Raw genomic sequence first — 22940 nt, forward strand, 5'->3', positions numbered from 1 at the left:
ACAGCGGGTACAAAAAATCTCTTCGATGACATCGGCTTTACCCCCCGCTGCGGTGTAAAGCCGTCCGGATCCCCCCAAGCGGTCCTGTCGTCAATGCCGACAGGAAATCACGCGGTGGAATCCAAACGGCTGAACTCATCCTGCCGGTAGACCTCGACACACGAGGAACGGCGGATCTTCCCGCTGGTCGTGATCGGAATAGAGCCAGGCGGCACCAGCACCAGGTCGGCCACCCGCAACCCGTGCGACTTCGAAATCGCTGACGTCACTTGCTGTCTCACGTCGCGGAGCCGCTCCTGCTGCTCGGCCTCGGAGCCCTTCTGCTTCATCTCCGCGATCACGACCAGCCGCTCGGTGCGCTCACCCTCGACGGAGATCGCGGCGACACGACCGCCACTGATCTCCTGCGTGGTCGCTTCGATGTCGTCGGGGTAGTGGTTACGCCCGTCGACAATCAGCAGGTCCTTGATGCGGCCGATGATGAACAGCTCGCTGTCGTAGATGACGCCCAGGTCGCCGGTCCGCAGCCACGGCCCCAGCGGCGTACCGGTGGACGGGTCGACGAGCTGCCCGCCGAAGGTCCGCTGCGTCTGCTGCGGTTTGCGCCAGTAACCTGCGGCGATGTTGTCGCCGTGCAGCCAGATCTCGCCGACCATGCCGGCCGGGTTCTCGATCCGGGTCTCGGGGTCGACGATGCGGATGGTCGACGCGCGCGGCGTGCCGACGCCGACCAACTCGACCCCGCTCGCGTTGTCGCAGGCCTCGGCGTGCCCGGCGGACAGCTTCTCGTAGTCGAACGTGGCGACCGTCGGCGGGCGCCCCGGACCTGACGAGTTCACGTAGACCATGGCCTCGGCGAGCCCGTAGGACGGCTTCAGCGAGTTCGCCGGGAAGTTGAACTCGCCGAACCGGTCCAGGAAGCGGCGGATCGTCGCCGCGTGCACGCGCTCACTTCCGGACAGGACCGTGTGCACGCCCGACAGGTCGAGGCCGGCCATGTCTTCGTCGGTGGTCCGCCGCGCGGCCAGCTCGAAGGCGAAGTTCGGCACCGCGGTGAAGGTGCGGGAGTGGACGGCCAACTGCTGGATCCACCGGGCAGGCCGCTGCAAGAACGCCATCGGGCTCATCAGCACCGAGTGCAGGCCCATCGTCAGCGCGCCGGTGATGCCGAGCAGTAGTCCCATGTCGTGGTAGACGGGCAGCCAGGACACCAGCGTGGTGTCCGACGGCGGTACCGCGCCCTCGGCCTCGAAATAGTCCTCCCGGACCTGCTGCACGTTGGCCAGGATGTTCTTGTGGGTGACCACGACGGCGGCCGGTGAACGAGTCGAGCCGGAGGTGTACTGCAGCACCGCGTTCTTGGTCCGCGGCGCGGGCGGTGCCTGGAAGTTCGGCGGGGCCTCCAGATCGAGGCTGTCGACCTCGATCACGGCCGGGGGCGTGCCGGGCAGCGAGCGGGTGCACCCGACCACGTCGTCGACCACCACCGAGGTGGTCAGCAACACCGTGGGTGCGCAGTCCTGCAGCGCTGAGGAGGCACGCTCGTCGTGGGCGCCGAATTGCGGAACGGGCAGCGGGACCGCCACCAGACCGGCCTCCAGCGCCGCGTAGAACGCGACGACGTACTCCAGACCCTGTGGCGCGAGGATGGCAGCGCGGTCGCCCGGCGCTCCGATGGTCGAAATCTCGGCGGCCAACGCCTGCACGCGACCGAAGAGCTCAGACCAGCTCAGATTCTGCTCGTAGCCGGCCGGGTCGATCTCGTAGTCGATGTAGGTGTAGGCGGGCGCATCCGGCTGTTGCCGGGCCCAATCCCGCAGTACAGCGGCAATAGAGGCTTCAGTTACTGCCATCGGGCCACCCCTTTAGTTCTAGTCCCCCGAACACCAATGACAAGGGCGCTTGTGATGCAGGAGATTAACAGGGGCGTCGCACATCTCGGACCGAAAACCCAAGAATGTAATACGCGCGACAAACAGAAGCTCCGTTCCTGCCTGCGTCATTGCTGGGACGATAGGTTTGCTATGAGGATCGCGCCCAGATCCGTTCCCTCACCAGTCGTGCGACCTCTATCTTACCGGACGGTCAGTTCGATTGCATAGTCGAACTGAGTTATGCCCTATAAAAGGACTTTTGCGAGGTCACAGGGGGTGCGTCGGCCAGCTGGCGATCGGCGGCCGGTGATGCGACCGTCCCGTCTGGGACCCAATGGAGCCGCAGTGATGCCGGACCCACAAAACCTCCGTCAAGGAGGGGGTTTGCTGGGTTTCGCCACGCGTGCCGCAAAGTGTGGTGTTATTCACTTTTTCGGCAGAAGCCCAGCTCAGCCGCCTCCGCAGATCTCTTGAAAATAACGTTCGGAAGGCAAACAGACGTGTCATCCAAGTAATCGGACTTAATGTCCAATTCTTCGGCTAACTAACGTTTGCGGCCATTAAAAGTATTACGGGTTTGCCTGTTTCCATTACGTCAACTCTTTTGGCAACGAACGTTTTATTTAGGTCTGCTCGACCTCAACAAGAGGACAAGATCTTGCCCTCGACCTCTTTAGCCAGCTCTGGTATGTGGTCGCTGAGATAGAAATGGTGACCGGGAAATACCCGGATACTGAAGTCCGCTGTCGTGCGCTCCGACCACCCCGATACCTTCTCGTAGGTCGCGACCTCGTCGTCATCGCCCAGGAAGGCCGAGATTGGGCACGACAATCTCTCCTCGGGTGGGCAATCGTATTTGGAGATCGCCTTCAGGCCGCGGAGCGTCGGCAGGATGCTGGCGGCAAATTCTTCGTTTTCCAAGAACTCAGGGTTGACGCCGGTCATCTCGCTAACCGCGGCAAGCAGGCCCTGATCCGACTCGGGGATGTGCTCGTAGCCGACGCGGCCCGGTGCCGCAGCCGCGGACACGAACAATGCGGCGATCGGGCTGCCGGCCGCTTCGAAGCGGCGCGCGACCTCGAAGGCCAGCAGACCGCCCATGCTGTGACCGAAGAAGGCGACCTTCTCGTCCGGGCTCTCCGGCGGCTTGAGCATTTGGCAAACTTTGTCGGCAAGATCGGTGATGCTGGTAAACGACCCGAGATCGTGATTACCACCCCGTCCCGGATACCGAACGGCGATGCGTTTGATATCACCGGCAAACGCTTTGGCAAAAGGAACGTAATACTCTGCGGATCCCCCGGCGTGCGGAAAGATGTAGAGCTTCGGCGGTTGCCCAGTCACGCGGCAACGATACCGTCCCGCCTCTGGCCTGCACCGCATGACGCGACAGCGACCGACGCCGGCCGAATGCACGAACCCGGGCCCGATTCCGACGCGGATTCGGCGCCGCGTTCACGCCCCGGTCAGCTGGTCGCAACCTGTGAAAATGCTTAGACGAAAACATGCCGTTTCCAGGCAAGATGTTTCCCGATTTGAGTATCGCTGAACGCAAAAAAAGCTTACGATTTCCACGCCATCATGGACGGCAGTCGCTCTAGGGGAGGTCCGCCCAAAACAGCCCGGTCTGAAGTACTGTTCGACTTCAGCGCCGGCGGGGATGTTAGTGGAGGTTGGAAATGTTCGTTACTACACAGCCAGACGTGTTGCAGGGGGCGGCGGGAAGCCTGTCCGGGCTCGGGGAGGCACTGGCGGCGCGGAACGCGGCCGCGGCCGCTCCGACGACGGCGTTGTCCCCCGCGGCGTCAGACCTGGTGTCCGCGATGACGGCGGCCCAGTTCGGTCAGCACGGTCTGACCTACCAGCAGATCGCCGCCCAGGCCGCGGCGGTGCACGAGCAGTTGGTGGCCACGCTGCGGTCCGGTGCCGGTGCCTACGACCTGACCGAGGCCGCCAACGCCGCAGCTGCTGTGGTGGAGTAGTGAGTCGATGAGTTTTTCGCTGATACCTCCGGAGATCAACTCCGCGCTGATGTATTCCGGCGCGGGATCGTCTCCGTTGTTGGAGGCGGCCGCCGCGTGGGACGGGCTGGCCACAGACCTGGAGACGACGGCCACGCAGTACCAGACCGCCATCACCAACCTGACCACCGGCCCGTGGCTGGGTGCGTCATCGGCGCGGATGGCCTCGGCCGCCGCGCCGTACATCGCCTGGATGCAAAGCACCGCCGCCGAAGCTGCCCAGACCGGAGCGCAGGCCAAGGCGGCCGCTGCGGCCTACCAGACCGCGTACACCTCGATGGTTCCGCCCCCACTGATCACGGCCAACCGGACCGAGCTGGCCACGCTGGTGGCCAACAACTTCCTGGGCCAGAACACCGGGGCGATCGCCCAGAACGAGGCCGAATACCTGGACATGTGGATCCAGGACGCGCTGGGCATGGACACCTATCACATGAATTCGTCGGCGGCGAGCGGCGCATTGCCCGCCCAGTCCGCGGCGCCGATGGTGACCAGCGGCGTGAATCCGACGGCAACGGCGGCAGCCGCCTTGCCGGCCGACACGGGCGGCCAGCTGTTCTTCGATCAAATTGCCCTGGCCGTCGCGGAACTGTTCGGCTACAACGGGTCGGCGCCGACTGTGGCGGGTTTTGGGAGCTGGCTCGACACAGCGGTTCTCGGAATTGCCGGTAACCCGACGGCGGCCCTGCTGCCGATCCAGGGCACGTATTACATGGGCATGCTGGGCAGCACGCCCGCTCGTATGTTCATGAGCTCGGGCAGCAGCAGCGGTGCCGGCGCCAGCGCGGACGTGCTGGTCGGCATGAAAGATTCGCTGCTGGACAACGTCGGCAAGATGATCGACGGCAAAGCCAGCGGCGTGATGAGCGGCGTGAGCGGTCAACTGGCCAAGTGGGGAGCGGGTATCCAGTCCGGCATCCAGGCGCAGATGGCACACGCGATGCAAGCGGGCGGTTTGTCGGTACCGCACTCCTGGCACGGTGGTGCCGGGATCGAACGTGCAATGCCGACTCTGCCGGCCACCAGCGTCGCACCGCCGAGCATGATGCACGGCCTGCCCAGCAGCCCGTTCTCCCAAGGGTTGATGGGCGCGCTGGCCGGACGCGGGATGACCGCCATGGGCTCTCGAGTCGCCGCCAAGGTCATGCCCCGCTCGCCTGCCGGCGGGTAAAACCCCTGTCGTACAACATATTTGACACCACGCCCAATATATAAGGAGAGAGATATGCCTACTCGTTTTATGACTGACCCGCACGAGATGCGGTCGATGGCGGGCCGTTTCGACGTGCACGCGCAGACGGTGGAGGACGAGGCCCGCAAGATGTGGGCGTCGTCTCAGAACATCGCCGGGGCCGGCTGGAGCGGTACCGCTCAGGCCACCTCCTACGACACCATGGGCCAGATGAACACCGCGTTCCGCAACATCGTCAACATGCTGCACGGTGTGCGCGACGGACTGATCCGCGACGCCAACAACTACGAGAGCCAAGAGCAGGCCTCTCAGCAGATCCTGTCCAGCTAGCCCACCACCGACCAGACTTTGTAAAAGGAGAACGTTATGTCGATCAGTTACCAGTTCGGCGATGTCGACGCCCACGGCGCGCTGATCCGCGCCCAGGCCGCCTCCCTGGAGGCCGAGCACCAAGCCATCGTGCGCGATGTGCTGGCTGCCGGTGATTTCTGGGGTGGCTCGGGTTCGGTGGCCTGCCAGGAGTTCATCACCCAGTTGGGTCGCAACTTCCAGGTCATCTACGAACAAGCCAACTCCCACGGCCAGAAAGTGCAGACCGCCGGCAACAACATGAGCAGCACCGACTCCGCGGTCGGCTCCAGCTGGGCCTGACACCCACGAGTACATGTGGCCCGCACACCCAAAGGGTGTGCGGGCCACAACTTTTTCCGGGTTGCCCGAAACCACCCGGTCGAATCCGGTACCGACGATCCCGGCTAGCCTGGACGGCATCACCTCTAGCAAGGAGCGTCCATGGAAGGCTTCGCCGGAAAAGTCGCCGCGGTCACCGGAGCCGGCTCAGGCATCGGACAGGCGCTGGCCCTCGAACTGGCTCGCTCGGGCGCTTCGCTGGCGATCAGCGATGTCAACCTCGAGGGTCTTGCCGAGACCGAAGAACGGCTGAAAGCCATTGGCGCACAGGTCAAATCGGATCGACTCGACGTCACCGAGCGCGAAGCCTTCCAGCTCTACGCCGACCAGGTCAAAGAACACTTCGGCAAGGTCAACCAGATCTACAACAACGCCGGGATCGCCTTCACCGGCGACGTCGACATCACCGCATTCAAGGACATCGAGCGGGTGATGGACATCGACTTCTGGGGAGTCGTCAACGGCACCAAAGCCTTTATTCCTCATCTGATCGCCTCCGGCGACGGCCACATCGTCAACGTCTCCAGCCTGTTCGGGCTGATGGCGATCCCCGGGCAGGCCGCCTACAACTCGGCCAAATTCGCGGTACGCGGCTTCACCGAGGCGCTGCGACAAGAGATGGTGCTCAACCGTGAGCCGGTGAAAGTGACGTCGGTGCACCCCGGCGGAATCAAGACCGCGATCGCCCGCAACGGCCTGACCGCGGAAGGGGTGGATCCCGGGGCCCAGTCCAAGGTCTTCGACAAGCGACTGGCCAGCACCACCCCGCAGCGGGCGGCCGAGATCATCTTGGACGGGGTCCGCAAAAACAAGGCACGGGTCCTCGTCGGCCAGGACGCCGTCGTGCTGGACCTGATCGTGCGCATCACCGGTTCCGGCTACCAGCGACTGTTCGCGCCTGTCATCGGCCGGATCAAGCCGCCATCGCGCTAACGCCGCCGTCGCGTCAGCGGCCGAGCGGGTGCTCGTTGAGCCAGGCGTCGGCCACCGCTTGCGGGTCCGCACCGGCAGTGACCTGGCGACGCATGTCGACCAGCGCCGCGGTGTCCAATACGCCGGCCACCTCGTTGACGGCCAACAGCTGCCGATCGGTCAACGCGTTACGGCGGTACAGCGGCACCACGTTCTCGGCCTGCACCAACGCCGGCTTGCCGTCGGTCAGCACCACGAGGTCGGCGGGAACATTCGGGTCGGCCGTGGTGGTCCACGCCGCCGTCACCTCCCCCGACTTGACCGCAGCGAAAAGCGTTGCTTCGTTGTCGAATTGGCGAGCAGCGGGTAAGCGGCAGCTGCCGATCGCCGACGGGGTCGGGGCGGCGGCGATCGCACCGACCACCAGGCCGTCGCAGTGCCGCGGCAGCGCTCCCAAGTCGTTGCCGCCCCAACTCTTCGACGTCGCATCGGTGACCGCCAGCGCGGGCTTGTCCTCGGCCGCGGTCGTGTAGTCACCGGCGGCGATACCCTCCGGCAGCGCACCGATCATCGCCTTGTATACCTGCGCATCGGAACGAGCGTTGGCGCCGGGCTGAAAGGCCTGCAGCACCCGGCCGGTGAGGCTGGGCACGACGCCGAATGCCCCGGCATCCAGCTTGGTCAGCGGGTCGGGCGCTTGCTCGCTGTGCGCCGGAAAACCGTAGGAGCGCAATGCCCCGGTATAGACGTCGGCCAGCAACGCCGACTCGATCCCGGCCCGTGATCCGACCACCAAATCGGTTGAGCGATGGGAGGTTTGGCCGCCGCGGCCACAACCCGACATCACCAGCGCCGCAGTCAGCGCCGTCACGAATAGCCGGCCGGCGATCACTCCGCGCTGTCTGCGACGGCCGCCACAGCCGCGGCAACCGCGGGGGCGACCCGCGGGTCGAGCGGACTCGGGACGATCTGATCGACCGTCAGGCTGTCGGCGGCCACCGACAGAATCGCTTCGGCCGCAGCCACTTTCATCTCTCCGGTGATCCGGCGGGCACCGGCGTCCAGCGCGCCGCGGAATAGACCCGGGAAGGCCAGCACGTTGTTGATCTGGTTGGGGAAATCGCTGCGCCCGGTGGCGACGATCGCGGCGTGCCTGGCCGCGACGTCGGGGTGGACCTCGGGATCGGGGTTGGACAGCGCGAACACGATGCTTCTCGGCGCCATGGTTGCGATCAACTCCTCGGGAACCACCCCGCCGGAGACCCCGAGGAAGACGTCGGCGCCGTCGAGCGCCTCGACCATGCCGCCGGTGCGGTCCAGCGGGTTGGTCCGGGAGGCGAGCTCAGCCTTGACGTCGTTCATGCCGGCCCGGTCACGGTGCAGAATGCCCTGCGAGTCCAGCACGGTGATGTCGGAAATGCCTTTGGCCTGAAGCAGATTGGCGCATGCGACTCCGGCCGCACCGGCGCCGGACACCACGACCCGCAGCGCGGTCATGTCCCGGTCGAGCACTCTTGCGGCGCCCATCAGCGCGGCCAGCACCACGATCGCGGTGCCGTGCTGGTCGTCGTGCATCACCGGGCAGTCGAGCGCCTCGACGAGCCGGCGTTCGATCTCGAAGCAGCGCGGCGCGGCGATGTCCTCGAGGTTGAGCGCGCCGAACGTCGGGCGCAGCCGCACCAGGGTTTCGACGATCTCGTCGGGGTCCTTGGTGTCCAATACGATCGGGATGGCGTCCAGACCGGCGAACTCTTTGAAGAGCCCGCACTTGCCTTCCATCACCGGCAGCGACGCCGCGGGCCCGATGTCGCCCAAGCCGAGGACCGCGCTGCCGTCACTGACGACGGCCACCAGTCGACCCGACCACGTGTAGCGCGCGGCCAGCGTGTGGTCGCCGGCGATCGCGCGGCTGACCTGTGCTACCCCCGGGGTGTAGGCGATGGACAGCGAGCGCTGGGTGTCCAGCGCGGTGGTCAGCCCTATCGACAGCTTGCCCCCCGAATGCGCGTCGAAGATCTCCGCGTCGGTGATGGCGCTCTGCTCGGTATCGATCTGTATCGATTCAATCAATTCAGACACGTCATCCAGCGTACTGACTACTCATTAGTAGCCCTAATCGACAGGGCTCGGCGAGGAGTTTTTCACAGTTGGCGCTTCATGCACATGCCAGGGTTCGGCGGTGGGATTCTGTCGGCAAATCTGGATAGTATTCGCACATGCGTTCGAGTACCTGCGAGGAGATCGCCGACGCTTTCGAAGTGCTCAAGGGCGGCATGAAGCGCGCTGTGGATCTGCGCTGCGATGCGCTGACGACCCCTGAGCGGCTGGCCTTGCTGGAAGCTTGCGAATGGATTCGGCGCTGCCTCCCCGCGGTTGAGCACCCGTTGATCAATCAGCTCGCCGCCCAGGCTGACGCCACGGAGCTGGGTGGCAGGTTGGCCCCGGCGTTAGCCAACCGGCTGCGGATCAGCCGCGCCGACGCGTCGCGACGAATTCATGAAGCCGCAGATCTGGGCGAACGCACTGCTTTGAACGGCGAGCCGTTGGCGCCGGTGTTGCCGGCCACCGCGGAGGCCCAGCGCAACGGCGAGCTCGGCTCTGGCCATGTCGCGGTGATCCGCGGGTTCTTCCATCGGCTGCCGGACTTTGTGGACGTCGAGACCCGGCAGAAGGCCGAGGCGCAGCTGGCCCGCCTGAGCCTTGAGCATCGCCCCGATGAGTTGGCCAAGCTCGCGGACAAGCTCACCGACTGCCTCAACCCCGACGGCGACTTCAGCGACGTCGACCGGGCTAAGCGCCGCGGCATCACCATCGGTAAACAAGACCTCGACGGGATGAGCCCGATCAACGGATACCTCACCCCCGAAGCACGGGCCACCATCGACGCGGTCTTCGCGAAACTAGCCGCACCGGGCATGTGCAACTCCGCCGACGACGAACCGTGCATCAGCGGCACACCCTCCGAGGCTGCCATTCAGGGCGACGCTCGCAGCGCGGGACAGCGCAACCACGACGCGCTTGTCGCATTGGCGCGCGCGGCCCTGTCCTCCGGAGATCTCGGTCGGCACAACGGGTTGCCCGCCAGCATCATCGTCACCACGACGCTCAAGGAACTGGAGGCCGGCGCCGGGAAAGCGTTGACCGGTGGCGGGACGTTGTTGCCGATGTCCGATGTGATCCGGTTGGCTTCGCACGCGCATCATTACCTGGCCATCTTCGACAACGGCAAGGCACTCGCGTTGTATCACACCAAACGACTGGCCTCGCCAGCACAGCGAATTGTATTGCACGCCAAGGACCGTGGATGTTCGTTTCCCAACTGCGACGTCCCTGGATATCTCTGCGAAGTGCACCACTGCAACCCCTACGCCCTGCACCCGGTCACCGACGTCAACGAGCTGACTTTTGCTTGCTGCCCCAATCACAAACTCGCCGAACAAGGCTGGACGACACGCAAAAACAGCAGAGGCGAGACCGAATGGATACCACCCCCGCACCTGGACCGCGGCCAGCCTCGCGTCAACACCTTCCATTACCCGGAAAAGCTGCTGCTCTCCGAAGAGGATGACGACGAGGCCGAGCGAATTTAACCGCTGGCCTCAGATCAGGCCCAGGTCGGAGACCGCGCTGCGCTCGTCGGCGAGCTCGGCGGTCGACTTGTCGATCCGCCCACGGGAGAAGTCGTTGATCTCCAGGCCCTGCACGATGCTCCAATTGCCGTCCTTGGTGGTCACCGGGAACGACGAGATCAGGCCCTCGGGAACGCCGTAGGAGCCGTCGGAGAACACCGCCATCGACACCCAGTCGCCCTTCGGGGTGCCCAGCAGCCAGTCGCGGGCCGCGTCGATAGTCGCCGACGCCGCGGAGGCGGCCGACGAGCTGCCACGCGCGTCGATGATCGCCGCGCCGCGCTTGGCCACGGTCGGAATGAAGTCGTCCGCGATCCACTTCTCGTCGCCCACGACCTCGGCGGCGTTCTTGCCGTTGATCTCGGCGTGGAAGATGTCGGGGTATTGGGTGGCCGAGTGGTTGCCCCAGATAGTGACCTTCTTGATGTCGGTCACCTTGGCGCCGGTCTTCTTGGCCAGCTGCGAGATGGCCCGGTTGTGGTCCAGGCGGGTCAGCGCGGAAAACCGCTCCTTGGGGATGTCGGGCGCGTTGTTCTGCGCGATCAGCGCGTTGGTGTTGGCCGGGTTACCGGTCACGCCGATACGGACGTCGTCGGCGGCGACGGAGTTGAGCGCCTTGCCCTGCGCGGTGAAGATCGCGCCGTTGGCCTCGAGCAGGTCGCCGCGCTCCATGCCCGGGCCACGCGGCCGGGCGCCGACGAGCAGCGCCAGGTTGACGCCGTCGAAGATCTTGTTCGGGTCGGCGCCGATTTGCACGCCGGACAGCAGCGGGAAGGCGCCGTCGTCAAGCTCCATCACCACGCCCTCGAGCGCCTTGAGAGCGGGCTCGATCTCGAGCAGCCGCAGCTCGATCGGACGGTCCGGGCCCAGCAACGAGCCACTGGCCAAGCGAAACAGCAGGCTGTAGCCGATCTGGCCGGCGGCGCCGGTCACGGCGATCTTCAGTGGTGATGTGCTCACGTCTATTCGCTCCTATGGAGATTTCGGGGCGTGCGTCAGATCCGCCCGATGCGCAATCGCGTCGCGTCGAAACTAGCGCACGCACCTACTCGGTAAATCCCTGCCCCGGATCAACGCTGGCCAGCGCACTCTTGGACAGGAGATAGCCAACTTGGGCGCGTAGCATGACCCAGGCTTCATTGGATTCGCGCTGCAGATGGGAGGTTACGGATGCCTACGTTTCGCGAGCTACGCGACATACCCGAAACGCTGCGTCCTCTGGCACGGCCCCAGCGGGATGAGCCTCCCCATCCGCAGCCGCAGCCGGACCACCCGACTGCCGATCAGGCCGTCGTCGATTGCGGGATCTACGTCGACGGCGAGCGACTTCCCGGCACCTTCAGCTACGCAGAAGCCCGGGCCAAAGTGACCGAACTGCAGCTGGGCGGTCAGGAGGCGTTCGCCTGGATCGGCCTGCACGCTCCCACCGAGTATCAGATGCAGGAAGTCGGCGAAGCGTTCGGCATGCACGAACTGGCCGTCGAGGACGCGGTCTGCGCGCATCAGCGGCCCAAGCTGGAGCGCTACGACGAGTCGCTGTTCCTCGTGCTCAAGACGCTGAATTACGTGCCGCACGAGTCGACGCTGCTAGCCCGCGAGATCGTCGAGACCGGCGAGATCATGGTCTTCGTCAATCGCGACTTCGTGGTCACGATCCGGCACGGCGAACACGGTCGGCTCTCCGACGTGCGCAAGCGCATGGACTCCGACCCTGAGCACGTGCGGCTGGGCCCGTTCGCGGTGATGCACGCCATCGCCGACGCGGTTGTCGACCACTATCTCGAGGTCACCCAGTCGATGGAAGGCGACATCGACGCGATCGAGGAAGAGGCGTTCGCGCCGGACCACCGCACCCGGATCGAGCCGATCTATCAGATGAAGCGCGAGGTCGTCGAGCTGCGCAGGTCGGTCAACCCGCTGTCGGTGCCTTTCGCCCGGCTGCAGACCGAGCACAAGGACCTGATCTCCAAAGAGGTCCGGCGCTATCTTCGCGACGTCGGCGACCACCACACCCACGCCGCCGACCAGATCGCCAGCTACGACGAGAACCTCAGCTCGCTGGTGCAGGCTGCGCTGGCCCGGGTGGAAATGCAGCAGAACACCGACATGCGCAAGATGTCCGCCTGGGCGGCCCTGCTGGCGATACCCACGATGGTCGCCGGCATCTACGGGATGAACTTCGAGTACATGCCCGGCCTCAAATGGCACTGGGGCTACCCGACGACCATCTTGGGCACGGCGGCGATCTGCCTGATGCTGTATCGCAACTTCCGGCGCAACGGCTGGCTGTAGCTGATCAGTTGGGCTGTGCGGCAGGGCGATTGGGGTCCAGCACGTCGACCCCGTCGCTTTGCCACGCGTCGCGCATCGCGTCGGCGCCCTTGAGCCGGACCCAGGCGGCCTCGGTCGCGGTGATCGGCGTGGCCGACAAGAAGCGCACCGGGTCGCTCGGCGGCTCCAGCGGAAGATCGTCGATGTCGCTGTCGCCCAGCAGCACCGCGGTGAACGGCGCGCGGCCCGATGGCCGCTCCCACAGCGGCGTGCCCAGATCGACCAGCGCGTCGGGCGCCAACACCACGCCCTCGACCGTCGGCGCCGCCGCGACGACGGCCAGGCTGCGGGCCAGCCCGGTCATATGTCCCGGATCACGCAGCCGCAGAACCACTTCGGCCCGCGGGCCGCGATGCGGGTCGGCGACCACCGCGGCCGGGTCGACCATCGGATGCCGCGAGCAGCCCAACGAGACATAGTGCACGACGTCGCCGGTTCGGTAGCGCAGCACGTCGAGCGGCTCGGCGCCCAGGAACGTCACGCTGGCGACGTCGGGTTCGGCCCCTTCGAAGTGAGCGTCCAGATGCTGACGAACCCGGTCCAGCGGGGAGCTCACTCGGGCGACACAGTCAAGTTCGCCCCGGTCTCGGCATCGAAGATGGCGAGTTTGGATGTGTCGAAGGCCAATTCGATGTTCTTGCCTTTCGCCGCCTTAGACTCCGCGGGCACCCGGGCCACGAATTCGTGCTGCCCGGCGCCCGATTCGGCCTCGAGCTCCTCAAGTTCGGACAGCTGGTCGGACTGCACGACGGCGCCCTCGGTGGTGAAGTACACGTACTTGTCGGCACCCAGCGACTCGACCATGTCGACCTGCACCTCGAAGCTCAGCGAGCTGATCCGCTGGTAGGCGTCGATCAACGCGGCATCCTGCAGATGCTCTGGGCGCACCCCCACGATCACGTTCTCCGGCGCCGAGTGCGCGGCGAGCACGTCCAAGACGGGCTGGGTGAGCAGCACTTCGCCGAACGGCAACGTCAGCCCGGTCGCGGTCAGTGTGGCGGGAAAGAAATTCATTGCCGGCGAGCCGATGAAGCCCGCGACGAAGAGATTCGCCGGCCGCTCGTACAGCTCGTCCGGCGTGCCGATCTGCTGCACGATGCCGCCGCGCATCACCACGACGCGGTCGCCGAGCGTCATCGCCTCGGTCTGGTCGTGGGTGACATAGACCGTGGTGGTGCCCAGCCGTCGCTGCAGCCGGGCGATCTCGCCGCGCATCTGCACCCGCAGCTTGGCGTCGAGGTTGGACAGCGGCTCGTCCATCAGGAATGCCTTGGGCTGGCGCACGATCGCGCGTCCCATCGCAACGCGCTGACGCTGACCACCGGACAGCTGGGCGGGCTTGCGGTCCAGAACATCGGTCAGGTCAAGGATTCTCGCGGTCTCCTCGACCTTCTGTGCGATGTCGGCCTTCTTCATCTTCGCCAGCGTCAGCGGGAACGCGATGTTCTGCCGGACCGTCATGTGCGGGTAAAGCGCGTACGACTGGAAGACCATTGCGATGTCGCGGTCTTTCGGCGCCTTCTCGTTGACCCGCTCGCCGCCGATGCGCAGCTCTCCTGACGAGATGTCTTCAAGTCCGGCAATCATATTCAGCGTCGTGGACTTGCCGCAGCCGGACGGCCCGACCAGGATGATGAACTCGCCCTCGGCGATGGTCAGGCTGAGCTCCTGCACGGCCGTCGCGCCGTCGGGGTAACTCTTGGTCACCCGATCCAACACAATCTCGGCCATCGCGCTATCCCTTCACCGCGCCGGAAGTCAATCCCGCGACGATCCGTCGTTGGAAGACTAGAACAAAAAGGATAATCGGAATGGTGATCACCATCGCCCCTGCCGCGATCGATCCGGTGGGCTCCTCGAATTGCGAACTGCCGGTGAAGTTCGCGATCGCCACCGGCGCGGTGATCGCGGCCTTGGTGGCCGTCAGCGACAGGGCGAGCAGCAGGTCGTTCCAGGCGAAGATGAACACCAGGATGGCTGTCGTCACGATGCCCGGTGCGGCCAGCGGAGCGATCACTTTCCGGAAAGCCTGTCCGGGTGTGGCGCCGTCCATTTTGGCCGCCTTCTCCAAATCCCACGGGATCTCCCGGAAGAACGCCGACAGAGTGTAGATCGCCAGCGGCAGCGCGAAGGTGATGTAGGGGATGATCAGCCCGGGCCAGGTGTCGAACAGGCCGATTCGCCGTTCGATGTTGAACAGCGGCGTCACCAGCGAGATGGCCGGGAACATCGAGATCAGCAGCACGGCGCCGATCAGCAACCGCTTACCGGGAAATTCCAGACGCGCGACCGCGTAAGCCGCCATCGCGCCGATCACCACCGCGATCAGCGTGGTCAGCACCCCGATGCCGACCGAGTTGACCAGGGCCGAGCTGAAGAAGTTGCCGCGAAAAATGCCGCGATAGTTGTCGAATGTCACCGACGACGGAATCAGCTTGCCGTCCTTGACCATTGAGGTCGGCTTGAGCGACAGGCTCAGGATCCACAGCACCGGCAGCAGCGCGTACACCAGCACCAGGGTGTCGACGACCACCCACGCCGCGGCGCGCCCGGCGCCCACCCGTTCAGCGGCCATCGCCGCCACCACCGGGCGCCGAGGCGCCGAAGACCGCGATGAAGATGAACGCGATCAGCACGACGCAGCCGAAGATCAGCACCGAAATCGCCGATCCCAGGCCGACATTGAAGCCCCGGAACAAGTTGTCGTAGCCCAGGATCGACACCGACTCGGTGTTGCCGGTGCCGCCGGTGAGCACGTAGATGTTGTCGAAGATCCGGAACGCGTCCAGCGTGCGAAACAACAGCGCCACCAGGATCGCCGGCTTGATCAATGGCAACGTGACCTTCGTCAGCCGCCGCCACGCCCCGGCGCCGTCGACCTCAGCAGCCTTCAACAGGTCGGCGGGCACCAGCGCCAGCCCGGCCAGCAGCAGCAACGACATGAACGGCGTGGTCTTCCACACTTCGGCGATCACCACGATGCCCAGCGACGAAATCTGGTGTGTCAGCGGCGCACTGCCGTGCGGCAGCAGGTTGGCCAGATAACCCGTGCCGGGCGTCCAGGCGTAGTACCAGCTGTAGGAGGCGACGACCGTGACGATGCCGTACGGGATCAGCACCGCGGTGCGGACGAATCCTCTGCCGATCAGGGTTTGGTGCATCACCAGCGCCAGCGACAGCCCGAGGACGAATTCGATCGACACCGACGCGACCGTGATCGCCAGCGTCACGGCGAGCGCCGTCCACCACAACCGGTCGGTCAGAATCGTCTGGTAGTTGGCCAGGCCGATGAACCGGGTGTCGTTTGGGGTGGTTAAGTTGTTGCGCTGCAAGCTGAGCCACACCGCGTATCCGATCGGATATCCGGTGACGGCGAGCATCAGCGTCGCCGCGGGCGCCACCAGAACAAAGGCCAGTCGCTTGTCTCCGCGGCTGGTGCTCACGGCAGCAACCCCTTGCCGTCGACCGCCTTCTGCACCTGCGCGGTGAGTTCGTCGGCCGTCTTCTGCGGGTCGATCTCGGTGATCGGGGCCAGCGTGGCGGCGATCCGGGTGGACACCGACTGATAGACCGGCGACGCGAAACGCGCTGCGGCGTTGGTCAATTGCTGTCGAATGATGTCGTACATCGGGTACTTCACCTGGAACTGCGGGTCGGCGTACACCGAGGTCCGCACCGGCGGCATACCGCCGTCCAGCGCGGCGAACTTCTGGTTCCGCGGGTCGCGCAAGCACCGGATCGCTTCGAACGCCTCGGCTTTATGGCGGGTCTTGCCGGCCACCGCCAGGTTCAGCCCCCCGATCGTCACCTTGGCGGGTTGACTCGGATCCACGCGCGGGTAGGGCGCGAACCCGAGCACCGACCTGCTGGCGTCGTAGGCCGCGCGGAACTGCTGATCAGTGGGCACGAACACACCGGCGCTGTTGACGCTGCCGGCCAAGTCGGGCAGGCGGTTCAGCGGCAGAAACGGCACACCGCCCTTGACGGCGTTCTCCAGCATCGAGGCCAAGTTGTAGGGCCAGTTGACTTCCAGCGCGGACTTGCCCTGCTCGAACGCCAACCGGGCGGAGCCCGCGTCGCTCCGGGTGACCGACGGGTCGGCGCCCGGCGCGGTGGCCACGCTCTTCATGACCTCCAGCGCCTTGACGGTCGCGGCGCGGTGAGCGGGAGTATCGGTTAGCGTGACCGTGTTGCCGTCGTCGGAAAGCGCTTGGCCGCCAGCGCTTTCCAGTAGCGTGTTGAACCACACCACCAGACCCTCGTTCTGACTGGCCTGCACCCCGATCCAGCTGGGCTTGCCCGCGGCGTGCAATTGCGCGGCCTCGCCGACCATCGCATTCCATGTCGTCGGCGGCTCGTTCATCAAATCCGGCCGGTACCAGAGCAATTGGGTGTTGGTGATGACAGGTGCGGCGTAGCGTCGGTGCCGCCACGTCGCGGTGGCGAGCGGCCCGGGCAGCGTGTCTGCGACCGCGTCGGCGTCGGCGCGGCCTGCCGGGTCGTCCGACAATGGCAGCACCCAGCCCGCCTCGGCGAACTCGGCCGTCCAGATCACGTCCATCGCGATCACGTCCAGCGAGCGGTCGTTGGCGCTCAGCCTGCGGGCCAGCTGTATTCGCTGGTCGTCCGTCGACCGCGCCAGGCTGAATTGGCGGACGGTGAACCGTCCACCGGACTGCTCAGTGCAATTCCTGGCGATCGCGGCGAACGTCGCGGCGCCGCTGGCCGGGGTGTAGAAGCTGACGACCCGTCCGTCGTCGCCGGTTCCGCAGGACGTCACCGCCGCGACGGCCGACAGCACTGCCGCAGCGACCGCGCCCAGTCGGCGTACGCGCGCCAGCACCACGAATCAGATGGCCAACCGGGCCAGCAGATCCCGGGCCTGCTCGGCGTTCTGCGGGTCGCACAGCACGTCGTATCGGCCGGCGACCAGTTGCAGGGTGGAACTGAAATCACGGGTGCCGCGCGCCATCGAATACGGAATCGCCGAGGTGATCAAGCCGAAGAACACCCCCGCGACCAGGCCGGTGGTCAGCGCCTCCAACGGGTGCGGGCTGGAGAACAACAAGGTCAGCACCAGGCCGATGAACAGGCCCAGCCAGGCACCGCTGATCACGCCGCCGCCGAGCACTTTCGGCCAGGTCAGCCGCCCGGTGACCCGCTCGACCTGCATCAGGTCGACCCCGACGATCGTCACCTGCTGCACCGGGAACTCCTGGTCGGACAGAAAGTCCACGGCCTTCTGCGCTTCGGCGTACGTGGGATACGAGCCGACCGGCCAGCCTTTCGGCGGTGTCGGCAAGCCCGGAGCCCGTCGACTCCCGGCCGGGGCGCCGGGTGCGGCGCCGGGAACCTGTCCAGGTTGGAAGGGGCTGCTCATCGTTCCATTGTGCGCCGTCGGGTGCCGCCGAGGTGACTCAGCGTCGACAAGCGGACACCCGCAGTGCGTCCGGACCGCGCAACTGAGGATTTCTTGAATTGAAGATTAACTTCAGCTAAGAAGAGGCGGACCACGCCGATCAGAGCGCGAGCACGGTTGCGAGAGCCAAGGAGTTGCGCGGTGAACACATACAGGCTGCTGGCATATGTCGTCACTGCCGGTGTGAGCGTTGGCGTTGCAGGCGCCGCATTGAGCCCGGCCGCTCGCGCCGACGAGACTCTGGGTCCGCTGGCCGGAAGCGACACTGCGATCATCCTCGGCGGGACGTTCGAATCGAAGCCGGACCTCGCGTTCGCCCAAGCCGCCGAGAATCTGTATCTGCACCCGCTGGGGTTCGACGGCGGGGCGATGTCCTCGACGGTGTGCGACATGGTCGGGACCGATCCGTGCGCGGCGCCGCTGCAGGTGCTGACGACACCGGAACTGATCCAGCAGGGCCCGAGCAGTCTGACCGACGCCGAGGACATCACGCTGGCGGTGGAGAACGAATTCAACGCCAACCCGGGCGCTTTCAGCGCCGAGGACCCGCTGACGGTGTTCGGATACTCGCAGAGCGCCACCGCCGAGTCGCTGGCCATGACCCAGTTGCACGACTACGGAATCCCGCTCGACGACGTGCACTTCGTGTTCATCGGCGACCCCTCCCTGGAAGGCACCGGGGTATGGCCCAATCTGGTGCCCGATCTGGACTCGATCTTCGGCACGACGTTGACGGACAAGATCCTCACCGGACTCGGGTTAGACGGCGTCCTGGGCAACCTGACGCCGACCGACCTGTACCCGACGACGATCTACACGCTCGCCACCGACGGGGTCGCCGACTGGCAAACCGACTTCGAGTCAGGCGGTCTGCTGAGCGGAATCTCGCATTTGTTCATCCAGCACGCGGAGTACCTGGGATTGACGCCGGAGCAGATCGCAAATGCGACCACGTCGACCAACGGCAACCTCACGCTGGTGGACATCTCCGACAACATCAACAACGCCGAGGCGTGGATAGGTGCGCTCGAGCACGGCATCGGCAGCAGCGGACTGTTCGAGAGCTTGTTCCAGTCCCTCGAGCTGTATTTGACCAACACCTTCTGACCCGTCCCCAGCAGGGCTGGTCACCCGGCTAGGTGTCGATCGCCGGGTTCCTCACCGAGCCGTACCGGCCCGGATCGTCACCCGGCTAGGTTTCGATCGCCGGGTTCCTCACCGGGCCGTCCCGGCCCGGATCGTCACCCGGCTAGGTCTCGATCGCCGGGTTCCTCACCGGGCCGTCCCGGCCCGGATCGTCACCCGGCTAGGTTGAACACCATGACGGGTCAAGGCGGTGGCTACCAGGACGAGTCCCACGACCAGACTCCGCCGTTCCCGCGTCCTCCCGAACCCCAGCCCTGGCAGCAGTATCGGCACGCGCCAGTGGACCCGCAGGCTCCAGTCAACTATCCGGAGTACCCGCCGCCCTATCCCATGCAGCCGCCCCCCGGTCCGTCCTATGGGTTTCCGCCAGCGCCGCCGCCTGGTTACGGCGGTGCGCCGTACTACCCCGGCGCGTACGACCCCTACCAGGGTTACCAAGGCGGGTATCAGCAGACCAACGGGCTGGCCATCGCGTCGCTGACGACCTCGATCGCGGGCGTCGTCCTGGGCATTCCGCTGGCCATCTTCTGCTACGTGGGCGTGCTGATCCCTATCGTCGGCGCGGTGCTGGGCGGCGTCGCGCTCGGACAGATCCGGCAGACCAATCAGCAGGGCCGCGGGCTCGCGATCGCCGGCATCGCCATCGGAGCGACCACCACGGCGCTGCTCGTGATCCTGGTCGCCGTGCTGGCCGCGGTGGTGCATTCGGTGTCGATGCTGCGGTGAACGAGATCGACGCCCGCGTGCTGGTCACTCGCACTTCTTCGCGCTAACGTCGATCTCGGTGACGCGGCGCTAGCCAGTCGGCGGCGTGAAGCGATCCGACTGGCGCTGCATGCCCGCCGCGCGGCCTTTCGCCGAGATCACCAACGCCATCTTGCGGCTGGCCTCGTCGAGCATCTCGTCGCCGAGCATCACCGCTCCTCGGGCGCCGCCGGCCGCCGAGGTGTGCCATTCGTAGGCCTCGAGGATCAATTCAGCGTGGTCGTAATCGGCTTGGCGCGGACTGAAGATCTCGTTGCCCGCCGCGATCTGATCGGGATGCAGCACCCATTTCCCGTCGTAGCCCAACGCCGCCGACCGGCCGGCTACCCGCCGGAAGGCTTCCACGTCACGCACTTTCAGGTAGGGGCCGTCGACCGCGGCGATGCCGTTGGCACGGGCGGCCACCAGAATCGTCATCAGCACGTGGTGATACGCGTCGCCGACGTCGTAGCCCTCGGGTTGCTCGCCGACGACCAGCGTGCGGGTGTTCAGGCTCGCCATCAAGTCGGCGGGCCCGAGTACCAGCGCCTGCACCCGCGGGTGGGCCGCGATCGCGTCGACGTTCAGCAGGCCGCGGGCGTCTTCGATCTGCGCGTCGATGCCGATCTCGCCGACCGGAAGCCCATGGATTGTCTCCAGCTGGGTCAGCAGCAGGTCGAGCGCCTGCACGTGCGAGACGTCATAGACCTTGGGCAGCACTACGACGTCGAGTTTGGCCTCAGGTGCGGCGCCGACGACTGAGACGACTTCGATGATGTCGGCGTGCGTCCACGGTGTGGTCCAGCCGTTGACCCGGACGCCACGCAGCTGTCCGGCCCATCCCGGCGCGGCGAGCGCGGCGGCGACCCGGCTGCGTGCCTCAGCCTTCGCATCCGGCGCGACGGCGTCCTCGAGATCCAGGAAGACCTCATCGGCGGGAAGGCCTTTGGATTTGTCGATCATCTTCTGGCTGCTGCCCGGCACCGACAGGCATGTGCGGCGGGGCCGATACGCGTTGGTCACGTCTCACTCACTCCTTTTGAATACCCTGTCTACCTATGGCCTCGATCAACAGGGTGTACGCGGCTCGGCTGGCAAGAATGTTGGTGCTCGGCCCGATGGGCGAGTCGCTCGGCCGGGTGCGCGACGTCGTGGTCAGCATCAGCATCGTGCGTCAGCAACCCCGGGTCCTCGGGCTCGTCGTCGAAATGACCTCGCGCAGAAGGATTTTCGTACCCATTCTGCGAGTCTCCTCGATCGACCCCGACGCGGTGACGCTGAACACCAACAGCATCTCGATGCTGCGGTTCGAGCAACGGCCCGGTGAAGTGCTGGTGCTCGGGCAAATCATCGACACCAAGGTGCGGGTCAAAGACCCAGAACTGCCGCAGCTCGCCGACACCGACGTCGTCGTCACCGACTTGGGCTTGGAGCAAACTCGAACGCGCGACTGGATGGTCACCCGCGTCGCCGTGCGCATCCCACGGCGGCTCGGGCGGCGCAGCGCCACCCACATCGTCAACTGGCGCAGTGTGCAGGGACTGACGCCGTCGGCGCTGGCCATGCCCGGTCAGGGTGTGGCGCAGTTACTGCACCAGTTCGAGAAGTGGCGGCCGATCGAAGTCGCCGACGCGGTGCGTGAACTGCCCGCCAAGCGGCGCTACGAGGTGGCCAGCGCGCTGGACGACGACCGGCTGGCCGACATCCTGCAGGAGCTGTCCGAGGACGAACAGGCCGACCTGCTGATGCAACTGGGCGATGCACGCGCGGCCGACGTGCTCGAGGAGATGGACCCCGACGACGCCGCCGACCTGCTCGGCACGATGGCCCCGACGCTGGCCGAACGCCTGCTGCGGGAGATGGACCCCGAGGAGTCCGACCCGGTGCGGCGGCTGCTGAAGCATTCGCCCGACACCGCAGGCGGCCTGATGACCAGTGAACCGGTGGTGCTCACGCCCGACACCTCGGTCGCCGAGGCACTCGCCCGCGTCCGCGACCCCGATCTGACCCCGGCGCTGTCGTCGCTGGTGCTGGTGGTGCGTCCACCGACGGCCACTCCGACCGGCCAATACCTGGGCTGCGTGCCGCTGCAGAAGCTGCTGCGCGAGCCGCCGTCCATGCTGGTCGGCGGCATCGTCGACGCCGACCTGCCCTGGCTGGGGCCTGACACCTCGCTGGGGGCGCTGACCCGCTACTTCGCCGCCTACAACCTGGTGTGCGGGCCGGTGCTGGACGAGCAGCATCACCTGCTGGGCGCGGTCACCGTCGACGACGTGCTCGACCACCTACTGCCACACGACTGGCGGGCCACCAACGAGGAGCCGTCGCTCGACGCCGCCCTAGGACAACGATGAGCAATACGTCGTCGCGCCCCCGGCTGTACACCCCGCGCAGCTCCCGAGTGCCCACGCCGCGGCTGGACGCCGAGGCCGTCGGGCAGTTCACCGAATCGATCGCCCGCTTCTTCGGCACCGGTAGCTATCTGCTGATTCAGACCATCATCGTGATCGTGTGGATTGTGCTGAACGTCTTCGCGATTCACCTGCGCTGGGACCCCTACCCGTTCATCCTGCTCAACCTGGCGTTCTCGACTCAGGCCGCCTACGCGGCACCGCTGATCCTGCTGGCCCAGAATCGCCAGGAGAACCGCGACCGCGTCACGCTCGAAGAGGACCGGCGACGCGCCCAGGAGACAAAGGCCGACACCGAATATCTGGCCCGGGAACTGGCGGCGTTACGACTGGCGATCGGCGACGTGGCGAAGACCCGCGAGCACCTGCGCCGCGAACTGGAAGACCTGCGCGATCTGCTGCGAGACCGGCACCCGACCGGCGCGCACGACAGTGACGATGAGGTAGACGAACACGCCGCCACGACTAATTGACACTCTCGCCCCGAGAGTCGTGTTTTCACAGGCAGATAAGTCCGTCATTGTTGTCACTCCCGTCACCGCTGTTATGTATGGTGACGTAGTTCACGACG

23 protein-coding genes are annotated in these 22940 nt (G+C 65.8%); 11 read left to right on the forward strand and 12 right to left on the reverse strand.

What is annotated here, in order from left to right; translation table 11 throughout:
* Window positions 1-107 precede the first annotated feature (107 nt).
* Window positions 108-1853 (reverse strand): AMP-binding protein, encoded by a 1746-nt coding sequence (locus G6N27_RS09220; RefSeq protein WP_163776062.1) that lies wholly within the window; start codon window positions 1851-1853, stop codon window positions 108-110.
* Window positions 1854-2513: 660 nt separating this feature from the next.
* Complete coding sequence (locus G6N27_RS09225; RefSeq protein WP_232064923.1) at window positions 2514-3218, reverse strand: thioesterase II family protein; 705 nt, start codon at window positions 3216-3218, stop codon at window positions 2514-2516.
* Between the two features lie 335 nt (window positions 3219-3553).
* On the opposite strand from G6N27_RS09225, the gene G6N27_RS09230 reads away from it, so the two are divergent.
* The 5 genes from G6N27_RS09230 (at window position 3554) to G6N27_RS09250 (ending at window position 6710) form a co-directional block, all read left to right on the forward strand.
* Complete coding sequence (locus tag G6N27_RS09230; RefSeq protein ID WP_163776063.1) at window positions 3554-3856, forward strand: PE family protein; 303 nt, start codon at window positions 3554-3556, stop codon at window positions 3854-3856.
* A gap of 7 nt (window positions 3857-3863) precedes the next feature.
* A complete protein-coding gene (locus G6N27_RS09235; RefSeq protein ID WP_163776064.1) occupies window positions 3864-5066 on the forward strand; it encodes a PPE family protein in 1203 nt (400 codons plus the stop codon).
* 54 nt (window positions 5067-5120) lie between these two features.
* Window positions 5121-5417, forward strand: coding sequence for a WXG100 family type VII secretion target (locus G6N27_RS09240; protein WP_163774793.1), 297 nt, complete (start codon window positions 5121-5123; stop codon window positions 5415-5417).
* A gap of 36 nt (window positions 5418-5453) precedes the next feature.
* Complete coding sequence (locus G6N27_RS09245) at window positions 5454-5738, forward strand: WXG100 family type VII secretion target (RefSeq protein ID WP_163776065.1); 285 nt, start codon at window positions 5454-5456, stop codon at window positions 5736-5738.
* 141 nt (window positions 5739-5879) lie between these two features.
* Window positions 5880-6710 carry an SDR family NAD(P)-dependent oxidoreductase gene (locus tag G6N27_RS09250; protein ID WP_163776066.1) on the forward strand — a complete coding sequence of 277 codons (831 nt, stop codon included), beginning with the start codon at window positions 5880-5882 and terminating at the stop codon, window positions 6708-6710.
* 13 nt (window positions 6711-6723) lie between these two features.
* Here the strand turns inward: G6N27_RS09250 and G6N27_RS09255 are convergent, their stop codons facing one another.
* Window positions 6724-7581 (reverse strand): glycine betaine ABC transporter substrate-binding protein, encoded by an 858-nt coding sequence (locus G6N27_RS09255; RefSeq protein WP_372512928.1) that lies wholly within the window; start codon window positions 7579-7581, stop codon window positions 6724-6726.
* Entirely contained in the window at window positions 7578-8768 is a 1191-nt protein-coding gene (locus G6N27_RS09260) for an NAD(P)-dependent malic enzyme (RefSeq protein WP_163776067.1), read from the reverse strand. The genes G6N27_RS09255 and G6N27_RS09260 overlap by 4 nt, the downstream gene beginning before the upstream one ends.
* Before the next feature lie 137 nt (window positions 8769-8905).
* On the opposite strand from G6N27_RS09260, the gene G6N27_RS09265 reads away from it, so the two are divergent.
* The gene (locus G6N27_RS09265; protein WP_163776068.1) at window positions 8906-10279 is read left to right on the forward strand and encodes a 13E12 repeat family protein; all 1374 of its coding nucleotides are present in this window, start codon (window positions 8906-8908) and stop codon (window positions 10277-10279) included.
* Window positions 10280-10288: 9 nt separating this feature from the next.
* Here G6N27_RS09265 and G6N27_RS09270 read toward each other — a convergent pair whose 3' ends face one another.
* Window positions 10289-11278, reverse strand: a complete 990-nt coding sequence (locus G6N27_RS09270; protein WP_163776069.1) for a malate dehydrogenase — start codon at window positions 11276-11278, stop codon at window positions 10289-10291.
* A 210-nt stretch (window positions 11279-11488) separates the two neighbouring features.
* Between G6N27_RS09270 and corA the strand changes: the two genes are divergently transcribed.
* Window positions 11489-12610, forward strand: coding sequence for a magnesium/cobalt transporter CorA (corA, locus tag G6N27_RS09275; protein ID WP_163776070.1), 1122 nt, complete (start codon window positions 11489-11491; stop codon window positions 12608-12610).
* A 4-nt stretch (window positions 12611-12614) separates the two neighbouring features.
* Here corA and G6N27_RS09280 read toward each other — a convergent pair whose 3' ends face one another.
* From G6N27_RS09280 to G6N27_RS09305, 6 genes are read right to left on the reverse strand one after another with little or no spacing between them, the layout of a single operon-like run.
* Window positions 12615-13205: a suppressor of fused domain protein gene (locus G6N27_RS09280; RefSeq protein WP_163776071.1), complete on the reverse strand. Its 591-nt coding sequence runs from the start codon at window positions 13203-13205 to the stop codon at window positions 12615-12617.
* Complete coding sequence (locus G6N27_RS09285; RefSeq protein ID WP_163776072.1) at window positions 13202-14380, reverse strand: ABC transporter ATP-binding protein; 1179 nt, start codon at window positions 14378-14380, stop codon at window positions 13202-13204. The genes G6N27_RS09280 and G6N27_RS09285 overlap by 4 nt, the downstream gene beginning before the upstream one ends.
* Before the next feature lie 4 nt (window positions 14381-14384).
* On the reverse strand, window positions 14385-15209 hold the full coding sequence (locus tag G6N27_RS09290) for a carbohydrate ABC transporter permease (RefSeq protein WP_170308194.1): 825 nt from the start codon (window positions 15207-15209) through the stop codon (window positions 14385-14387).
* A gap of 4 nt (window positions 15210-15213) precedes the next feature.
* Window positions 15214-16092, reverse strand: coding sequence for a carbohydrate ABC transporter permease (locus G6N27_RS09295; protein WP_232064924.1), 879 nt, complete (start codon window positions 16090-16092; stop codon window positions 15214-15216).
* Window positions 16089-17495, reverse strand: a complete 1407-nt coding sequence (locus G6N27_RS09300; protein WP_163776074.1) for an extracellular solute-binding protein — start codon at window positions 17493-17495, stop codon at window positions 16089-16091. Before G6N27_RS09300 ends, G6N27_RS09295 begins: the two co-directional genes overlap by 4 nt.
* Window positions 17496-17498: 3 nt before the next feature.
* Window positions 17499-18029 (reverse strand): general stress protein, encoded by a 531-nt coding sequence (locus tag G6N27_RS09305; protein WP_163776075.1) that lies wholly within the window; start codon window positions 18027-18029, stop codon window positions 17499-17501.
* Window positions 18030-18209: 180 nt separating this feature from the next.
* Between G6N27_RS09305 and G6N27_RS09310 the strand changes: the two genes are divergently transcribed.
* Complete coding sequence (locus tag G6N27_RS09310; protein WP_232064926.1) at window positions 18210-19175, forward strand: PE-PPE domain-containing protein; 966 nt, start codon at window positions 18210-18212, stop codon at window positions 19173-19175.
* A 213-nt stretch (window positions 19176-19388) separates the two neighbouring features.
* Window positions 19389-19940: a DUF4190 domain-containing protein gene (locus G6N27_RS09315; protein WP_179963365.1), complete on the forward strand. Its 552-nt coding sequence runs from the start codon at window positions 19389-19391 to the stop codon at window positions 19938-19940.
* Between the two features lie 69 nt (window positions 19941-20009).
* On the opposite strand, the gene G6N27_RS09320 is transcribed toward G6N27_RS09315, so the two are convergent.
* The gene (locus tag G6N27_RS09320; RefSeq protein ID WP_163776077.1) at window positions 20010-20981 is read right to left on the reverse strand and encodes an HpcH/HpaI aldolase/citrate lyase family protein; all 972 of its coding nucleotides are present in this window, start codon (window positions 20979-20981) and stop codon (window positions 20010-20012) included.
* A 35-nt stretch (window positions 20982-21016) separates the two neighbouring features.
* Here G6N27_RS09320 and G6N27_RS09325 point away from each other — a divergent pair, with 35 nt between their 5' ends.
* Both G6N27_RS09325 and G6N27_RS09330 read left to right on the forward strand, forming a co-directional pair.
* Window positions 21017-22312: a magnesium transporter MgtE N-terminal domain-containing protein gene (locus G6N27_RS09325; RefSeq protein ID WP_163776078.1), complete on the forward strand. Its 1296-nt coding sequence runs from the start codon at window positions 21017-21019 to the stop codon at window positions 22310-22312.
* A complete protein-coding gene (locus tag G6N27_RS09330; protein WP_163776079.1) occupies window positions 22309-22842 on the forward strand; it encodes a DUF1003 domain-containing protein in 534 nt (177 codons plus the stop codon). The genes G6N27_RS09325 and G6N27_RS09330 overlap by 4 nt, the downstream gene beginning before the upstream one ends.
* The last annotated feature ends 98 nt before the right edge of the window (window positions 22843-22940 follow it).

It is taken from the genome of Mycobacterium cookii, assembly GCF_010727945.1.
Lineage (GTDB): Bacteria > Actinomycetota > Actinomycetes > Mycobacteriales > Mycobacteriaceae > Mycobacterium > Mycobacterium cookii.